At 53.0% G+C, this 3,861-nt stretch carries 3 protein-coding genes and 2 pseudogenes; all 5 read left to right on the top strand.

The window, feature by feature from the left end; translation table 11 throughout:
* Window positions 1-698, top strand: a pseudogene (locus tag OCV69_RS10065) (VirB4-like conjugal transfer ATPase, CD1110 family); the annotation flags it as partial.
* A 353-nt stretch (window positions 699-1,051) separates the two neighbouring features.
* Window positions 1,052-1,357, top strand: a pseudogene (locus OCV69_RS10060) (VirB4-like conjugal transfer ATPase, CD1110 family); the annotation flags it as partial.
* Window positions 1,357-1,737, top strand: a complete 381-nt coding sequence (locus OCV69_RS10055) for a DUF3851 domain-containing protein (protein WP_470207083.1) — start codon at window positions 1,357-1,359, stop codon at window positions 1,735-1,737. The pseudogene OCV69_RS10060 and the gene OCV69_RS10055, both read left to right, overlap by 1 nt.
* Window positions 1,730-3,466 (top strand): C40 family peptidase, encoded by a 1,737-nt coding sequence (locus OCV69_RS10050; protein WP_262563087.1) that lies wholly within the window; start codon window positions 1,730-1,732, stop codon window positions 3,464-3,466. The genes OCV69_RS10055 and OCV69_RS10050 overlap by 8 nt, the downstream gene beginning before the upstream one ends.
* A 28-nt stretch (window positions 3,467-3,494) precedes the next feature.
* Window positions 3,495-3,746, top strand: coding sequence for a DUF4315 family protein (locus OCV69_RS10045; RefSeq protein ID WP_158358858.1), 252 nt, complete (start codon window positions 3,495-3,497; stop codon window positions 3,744-3,746).
* Window positions 3,747-3,861 lie beyond the last annotated feature (115 nt).

The following is a 3,861-nucleotide window of genomic DNA, read 5'->3' as shown; positions in this document are numbered from 1 at the left end:
CCTTCAGCGCAAAACGAGAAATTGCCAACTGCTTTTTGCTTACCAGTGATGATGTTATCATCTGTGACCCGGAAGCTGAGTACGCACCTCTTGTTGAGCGTCTGCATGGGCAGGTCATCAAGATCTCGCCTACCTCAACCAATTACATCAATCCGATGGACCTGAACCTGGACTATTCGGATGATGAAAGCCCGCTGTCCCTCAAGTCTGATTTTATCCTCAGCTTGTGTGAGCTGATCGTGGGCGGTAAGGACGGATTGCAGCCGGTGCAGAAAACCATCATCGACCGTTGTGTGCGTCTGGTCTATCAGACCTACCTCAACGACCCGCGCCCGGAGAATATGCCCATACTGGAGGACCTATATAACCTGCTCCGTTCACAGGAGGAAAAGGAAGCCCAGTATATCGCCACGGCCCTTGAAATCTATGTAACCGGCTCCCTTAATGTGTTCAATCACCAGAGCAATGTGGACATCAATAACCGCATTGTCTGCTATGACATTAAGGAACTGGGCAAGCAGCTCAAGAAAATCGGTATGCTGGTGGTCCAGGATCAGGTGTGGAACCGCGTTACCATCAACCGTGCCGCTCACAAGTCCACCCGTTACTACATCGACGAGATGCACCTACTTTTGAAGGAGGAGCAGACCGCCGCTTATACGGTGGAAATCTGGAAGCGATTCAGAAAATGGGGAGGTAAATTACTTTGTGTTTTGATTTTGCATGGAAACACAGAGTATGCCGTCCTGACCGAAGCCGATTCAGACAGTCAGGATTATCAGTGGGAAAGAAACGGAAAGGGTTTTGCAATCCTAATCCGAGTGGAAGTCTCTGTGTAATAGCAGGTACACACGCAACGCATAGAGCTTGACCCCTGGTCTGTGATGATCCGGAATATAATAGCTCCACGAGTTCCCGCTATCATTTCGGCAGGCAGCGCAGAGCTGTCAGATAAAAAGATATGCTATGCCGGGTGTGAAATGACACACCGCTGAAAATGGGAGAAATCCCCGGAGAGACAGATAAAAAACTGTCTGATAATCACAAACAGATCCCAACAGGAATCACCCAGAATGTCAAAGACCTGCTTTCCAGCCGTGAGGTGGAGAACATCTTTGAAAACTCGGACTTCGTGTATATGCTCAACCAGGCAGGCGGAGACCGACAGATTCTCGCCAAGCAGCTGGGCATTTCCACGCATCAGCTTAGCTATGTGACCCACTCCGGTGAGGGCGAGGGCCTGTTGTTCTATGGCTCCACGATCCTGCCTTTCGTGGATCACTTCCCGAAGAATACCGAGCTTTACCGCATTATGACCACCAAACCCCAGGAACTGAAAAAGAAGGAGGATGAATGATGATGAACCCCAACATTTTGAATCAAAACCCGTTGTTGTTTTTTGACAGGGCGGTAAATGCCCAGCGCAGCCAGCTGCTTACGGTCATGGCTGATGCGGTAAGTGAGTGCCGCACGGCGGCAGATCAGGCAGCCGAACTGAATGAGACCGGTCAGGTGGGGCTTCTCCGTCTGGCAGAGGTCTGGAGCGCCATCCGTGCCAAGGAAGGCATGGGCGGTCTGATTCTGGAAGGAACAGAAGCGAAGATCCTGTCCGATGTGGTGGCACAGTTTTATGCCTACCTGTCCGGCTGTATGTTCAACGATCCTGTGGGAATGGCCATTTATGCAGAGCTGCACTACATGATGTCCTCCCTCATGCTGGGAGAATGGTTTGAATAAGGAACCGCGCCTGCGCTTTACCGATGAGGAACGGGCTGACCCTGCGCTGGAAAAGCCGATCCGCAAAGCGGAGAAAGCTGCGGCCAGAGCAGATAAGGCGCAGGCCAATATTCCAAAGAAAAAGGTCAGGCAGACAGTTATTGACCCGGATACCGGAAAAAAGACCTCGAAGCTGACCTTTGAGGACAAGAAAAAGCCACCCTCCAAACTTTCTCAGAGAGTGAAGGAAGCACCCGTCCATCTGGTCGCGGGCAAGCTCCACAAAGAAATCCGGGAAACAGAACAGGACAATGTGGGCGTGGAAAGCGCCCACAAGTCCGAGGAGGCGGTGGAGATCGGCGCTTATCTGGTGCGGGAGGGCTACCGCAGCCACAAGCTGAAGCCGTACCGCAAAGCAGCCCAGGCAGAGCGTCAACTGGAAAAGGCAAATGTAAATGTCCTGTACCAGAAATCCTTGCAGGAAAATCCCCAGTTTTCCAGCAATCCTCTTTCCCGCTGGCAGCAAAAGCAGGCCATAAAAAAGCAGTATGCCGCCGCCAAGCGCACCGGTCAGACTGCCGGAAATACCGCCCAGGCTGCGTCCAAAACTGGAAAAGCCGCAAGGACGGTAAAAGAAAAGGCACAGCAGGCAGGGGCATTCGTCATGCGCCACAAGAAGGGCTTCCTGATCGCAGGGGTTTTGTTCCTCATCGCCTGTATGCTGATGAATACCATGTCCTCTTGTTCCATGATGGCGCAGAGCATCGGTTCCGTTCTATCTGGCACCACCTATCCGTCGGATGACCCGGAAATGCTGGCAGTGGAGGCAGATTATGCAGCCAGAGAAGCCCAGTTGCAGGAGGAAATTGACAACATCGAAAGCAGCCACCCAGGGTATGACGAGTATCGCTATGACCTTGGCATGATCGGCCATGACCCTCATGAGCTGGCAGCATTTCTTTCTGCTGTCTTGCAGGGCTATACCCGGCAAAGCGCTCAGGCAGAGCTGGCGCGTGTGTTTGCAGCACAGTATCAGCTGACACTTACCGAGGAAGTGGAGATCCGCTACCGCACGGAGACTTCCACCGACCCGGAGACCGGCGAGACCACCTCAGAAGAAGTACCCTATGAGTATTACATTCTGAATGTGAAACTCACCAGCAAGCCCATTTCCGCTGTGGCGTCGGAGCTATTGACCCCGGAGCAGATGGAAATGTATCAGGTTTACCGACAGACTATGGGCAATAAGCCGCTGTTGTTTGGCGGCGGTTCCCCTGATACCAGCGGCTCGGAAGATCTGTCCGGTGTGCAGTTCATTAACGGCACCCGCCCCGGCAACCCTCAGCTGGTAGAACTGGCGAAAAGTCAGGTAGGCAATGTGGGCGGCTATCCCTACTGGAGCTGGTACGGTTTTGACAGCCGTGTGGAATGGTGCGCCTGCTTTGTATCCTGGTGCTATAACCAGGCAGGAAAAAGTGAGCCGCGATTTGCAGGCTGTGAGTGGCAGGGCGTTCCGTGGTTCCAGTCTCATGGACAGTGGGGCGCACGGGGGTATGAGAACATTGCTCCCGGCGATGCCATTTTCTTCGATTGGGACTTGGACGGCAGCGCCGACCATGTGGGCATCGTTGTCGGTACCGATGGCAGCCGTGTTTATACTGTGGAGGGAAATTCCGGCGATGCCTGTAAGATCAAGAGTTATGACCTGAATTATCAGAGTATCAAGGGCTACGGTCTGATGAACTGGTAACAGAGATTTTTAGAAGGAGTGATAGACGATGGCAAAGAACAAAATTGAACGCATTGACCAGGAGATTACAAAGGTCCGCGAGAAAATCGCAGAGTATCAGGAAAGGCTCAAGGTGCTGGAGGCACAGAAAACCGAGGCAGAAAATCTGGAGATCGTTCAGATGGTGCGCGCACTGCGTATGACCCCGGCCCAGTTGAGCGCTATGCTGTCCGGCGGCACAGTTCCCGGCAGTTTGGCTGATGACAACAACGAACAGGAGGAAACCAGCTATGAGGAATAAACGATTGATCCGAACACTTTCCACCCTTTGCCTGACGCTGGTTTTGGCATCGGGCTTTACCGTTCCCGCTTTTGCCCAGGGCGCAGCGCCGCCCCCGGCAGAGGATACCACCAAT

The organism is Alitiscatomonas aceti (assembly GCF_025567195.1).
In the GTDB taxonomy this organism is placed as follows: domain Bacteria; phylum Bacillota; class Clostridia; order Lachnospirales; family Lachnospiraceae; genus Alitiscatomonas; species Alitiscatomonas aceti.
Note: the sequence above shows the minus strand (reverse complement) of the source record. Positions and strands in the feature narration are given on the sequence as shown.

Coding starts and splice junctions, on each gene's coding strand:
- OCV69_RS10055 (WP_470207083.1), top strand. CDS start 1,357: ATGATGAACCCCAACATTTTGAATCAAAACCCGTTGTTGTTTTTTGAC.
- OCV69_RS10045 (WP_158358858.1), top strand. CDS start 3,495: ATGGCAAAGAACAAAATTGAACGCATTGACCAGGAGATTACAAAGGTC.